Source organism: Micromonospora sp. KC213, assembly GCF_004348325.1.
In the GTDB taxonomy this organism is placed as follows: Bacteria; Actinomycetota; Actinomycetes; order Mycobacteriales; family Micromonosporaceae; genus Micromonospora.
The window spans coordinates 1-3,904 of record NZ_SMKF01000289.1 but is presented as its reverse complement, the minus strand read 5'-3'; the positions used below and the strand labels follow the sequence as shown (position 1 = coordinate 3,904).

The 3,904-nt window shown below is 73.7% G+C and carries 2 protein-coding genes and 1 pseudogene; 1 reads left to right on the top strand and 2 read right to left on the bottom strand.

The annotated features are described in order from the left end of the window. Together smc and E1166_RS29780 are read right to left on the bottom strand one after the other, a co-directional pair. The coding region (gene smc, locus E1166_RS29785) for a chromosome segregation protein SMC (protein WP_132343149.1) at positions 1 to 2,848 on the bottom strand (2,848 nt) is incomplete at its 3' end. A gap of 283 nt (positions 2,849 to 3,131) precedes the next feature. Next, the gene (locus tag E1166_RS29780; protein WP_132265163.1) at positions 3,132 to 3,326 is read right to left on the bottom strand and encodes a hypothetical protein; all 195 of its coding nucleotides are present in this window, start codon (positions 3,324 to 3,326) and stop codon (positions 3,132 to 3,134) included. A gap of 358 nt (positions 3,327 to 3,684) precedes the next feature. Between E1166_RS29780 and E1166_RS29775 the strand changes: the two are divergent. Continuing rightward, positions 3,685 to 3,904: pseudogene (locus E1166_RS29775) on the top strand (hypothetical protein); the annotation flags it as partial.

The following is a 3,904-nucleotide window of genomic DNA, read 5'->3' as shown; positions in this document are numbered from 1 at the left end:
GCTGGGTGGGGCCGTACTCGGCGATGAGGGTCTCCACATCGAGACCGAAGTCCTCGGCCGCCTTCGCCTCCAACTGCTCGATGCGCAGCCGCTGCTCGGCGCGGGCCACCTCGTCGCGGTGCACCTGGCTGGTGAGCCGTTCCAGCTCCGCGCCGAGACGTTTGGCCGCGCCGCGTACCTCCGACAGCTCGGCCTCGCGGGTGGCGCGTTCGCGCGCCACGGCGTCGCGGTGCTCCTCGGCCGCCGCGATCGACCCGGTGAGCCGGGTCAGCGCCTCGCGGGCGCCGCCGACCACCGCCCGGGCGATCTGGGCACCGCGGGCACGGGCCGCCCGCCGGGCGGCGGCGCGTTCCCGCGCGGCCCGCTCGGCGGCGGCCTGCCGGGCGAGGGAGTCGGCCCGGCCGGCGATGGAGGCGACGCGCTCCTCGGCGGTACGCACCGCCAACCGGACCTCCATCTCGTTCTGCCGGGCCCGGGGCACCATCGCGGCGAGCTGGTCGCGTTCCTCGGTGGAGGGTTCGGCGTCGATCGGGGTGGCCTCGGCCAGCCGCAGCCGCTCCTCAAGCTCGGCCAGGGCCGTCAGGTCGCGTTCCCGGGCAGCCTCGGCGCGGGCGCGGGAGTCGCCGAGCCGGTCGGTCTCCGCCTTCGCCGACCGGGCGGCGGCCCCCAGTTCGGCGAGCCGGCGGGCGGCGGCGTTGCGGTGGCTCTCCGCCTCCCGCTTCGCGGCGGCGGCGTGCTGCACCGCCTCCTTGGCGGCGGCCACCTCGGCGCGCGCCTCGACCAGTTGCTCGCGCAGTTCCACACCGGTGCGCTCGGCGGCGGCCCGGTTGGCACGGGCCTCCTCCACCGCGGCCTGCACCTCGATGTAGCTGGGCGCCTTCGCCGACCCGCCGGCCGCCGCGTACGCGCCGACGACGTCACCGTCCGGAGTGACCGCGCGCAGTTCGGGATTGTCGGCGACCAGCTCCGCGGCGGCGACGAGGTCGTCGACGAGCACCACGTCCCGCAGCGCGCGGTGCACCGCCGGGCGGATCTCGGCGGCGCACTCGACCAGGTCGGGGGCCCAGCGGGCGTGCTCGGGCAGCTTCGGGCGCAGCGCGTCGGCAGGTCCGGCCATGCCCGGGCCGGCGGGGCTGCCGACCAGCAGGCCGGCCCGGCCGGCGTCGGAGATCTTCAGCAGCCGCATCGCCTCGACGGCCTCGTCCACCCCGGTCACCGCGACGGCGTCGGCGAGCCCGCCGAGCGCGGCGGCGAGCGCCGCCTCGCGGCCGGGGGCGACGGTGAGCAGCCCGGCGAGGCTGCCCAGCAGGCCGGGCACCTCGCCGGCGCGGGCGAGCAACGCGCCGGCGCCGTCCTTGCGGCGCAGACCGAGAGCGAGCGCCTCCTCGCGGGCCTTCCAGGTGGCGGCGTCCTTCTCGGCGGCGCGCTCGGCGTCGGCGAGGGCCCGTACGGCGGCCTGGGCGCGTTCCTGAACGGCGACCGCCTCGGCGTGCCGTTCGTCGAGTTCGGCGTTGTCCCGGTCGGCCTCGGTGGACTGCTCCGCCACCGCGTCCAGGTCTGCCTGGGCCTGCTCGGCGCGGGCGAGGGCGTCGGCGTGCGCGGCGGCGAGCCGGGCGATCTCCTCCCCGGCGCTGGTGGTGCGGGCCCGGGCCGAGTTGACCTGGCCGGTGAGTCGAGCCAGTCCCTCACGGCGGTCGGCGATGGCCTTGGCGGCGGCGACCAGTTCCCGTTCGGCGGCGGCGAGCTGGCGTTCCAGCTCCTGTCGCTGCTCGACCGCCTCGGCCAGCCGGATCTGGTCCTCGGTCAGCGCCGCGCGCAGGTCCTCCTCCTGTTCGCGCACCCGCTGCGACTCGGCCTCCAACTGGTCGGGGTCGCGGCCCGGGCGCTCGTCGTCGCCGGTGGCGCTGAGGTGGCGCAGCCGCTCCCGGGCGAGTTGCTCGACCGAACGGAACCGTTCCTGCAGGGCGGAGAGCTTGTACCAGGTGTCCTGGGCGGCGGCGAGCAGCGGCGCGTCCTCGGCGAGAGCGGCCTCCAGTTCGCCGAGGCGGGCCTGGACCTCGGCGTGCTCCGCCTCGACCTGCTCGCGCCGCTCACGCAGCGCGGTCTCGTCGGCGATCTCCCGGTCCAGGGTGGTCCGCAGGGTGTGCAGGTCGTCGGCGAGTAACCGCAGCCGGGCGTCGCGCAGGTTGGCCTGGATGGCGGCGGCCCGGCGGGCCACCTCCGCCTGCCGGCCCAGCGGCTTGAGCTGGCGGCGCAGCTCGGCGGTGAGGTCGGTCAAGCGGTTGAGATTCACCTGCATCGCGTCGAGCTTCCGCAGCGCCTTCTCCTTGCGCTTGCGGTGCTTGAGGACGCCGGCCGCCTCCTCGATGAAGGCCCGGCGGTCCTCCGGCTTGGCGTGCAGCATGCCGTCAAGCCGCCCCTGGCCGACGATGATGTGCATCTCCCGGCCGATGCCGGAGTCCGAGAGCAGTTCCTGGATGTCGAGCAGGCGGCAGGAGTCGCCGTTGATCTCGTACTCGCTCTCGCCGGAGCGGAACATCCGGCGGGTGATGGAGACCTCGGTGTAGTCGATGGGCAGCGCGCCGTCGGTGTTGTCGATGGTGAGGGTGACCTCGGCGCGGCCCAGCGGCGCCCGGCCGGCGGTGCCGGCGAAGATGACGTCCTCCATCTTGCCGCCGCGCAGCGCCTTGGCGCCCTGTTCGCCCAGCACCCAGGCGATGGCGTCGACGACGTTGGACTTGCCGGAGCCGTTCGGGCCGACCACGCAGGTGATCCCGGGCTCCAGCTTCAACGTCGTGGCGGAGGCGAAGGACTTGAAGCCCTTCACCGTCAGGCTCTTGAGATGCACCTTCTCGATCCTCGTCCGGTGGCCGCCGTACCTCGCGGGCTGCGCGGACCTGGTGAACCCGCAGACTAACCCCTTGCTGACGGCCCGCCGGCACGCGACCCGCCCCGGTCGGCAGGTGGCCGCCCGGCGACGCGCCCGCAGCGGCGGTGCGCGCGGCGGCACCGGCGGCAAGATCGTGAAATTGCGACCGCGGAATTGCGGCGGACAGAGCTGCGCGCCGGCACTTTACGTGTCGGCGCGCGTTGTTTCGGTGGTGCTATTCGGTTGTCCGGATCCCGAGAGATCAGGTCAGTGCCGGCTCGGCCAGGCGAAGGAGGCCATCGGCCTCCGCAGCCGCCGCAGCAAGCCGATCGTTGTCGGCACGCAGACGCGTGATCTCGAACTCCAGTGCCTGAACCGTGGCACGCAGTCGGGTGACCTCGTCGAGCAGACGCCGGTCGGGCGCTGCACCTACGTGGCCGAATAGGGCCTTCGCCATGCTGAACTCCTTGATGTGCGCTGCCGGAATGGCCGGCCAACGCGCGCCCACGAACTGTTCGCGACTGCTAATCCCGGCAAAATCCGGGCATGGCTGGGCGCGACTGGCGACACCTATATATTGAGCCGAGGACCCCTGTTTCGTCAAGTTCCCGCAGGCCGTAGATCATCTTCGCGTCTACCCTGTTCACTCGCCGGGGGCCGCAAGGCTCGGACACACTCTGTCCGGACTCCTTTACTGTACGCCGGAAAATGTGCGTAGGGTCACTACGTGAGGGCCGCTCTCTTAACTCTTTCTTAGCCAGGTTGCCGCCCTCACGGCACGGCCGTAGCGTCACCCCGGCCCGGTAGGCGAACCCGTGGAGGCGACAGGCGTGTACGGCTCGACCGATCCCAACGAACCGGACGGCGCTCCCCGCCGACCGCAGTCGCCCACCGACGGCGAACCGGGCTGGCTGACCGACCGACCGCAGCCGCGCTCGGCGTACCTCTTCGGCGACGAGCCGGAACAACCCGGCGCGGAGCCGGCCGCTACCTCCAGCGACGGCTGGCCGGCCCGACCCGACCACACCCCGCCGC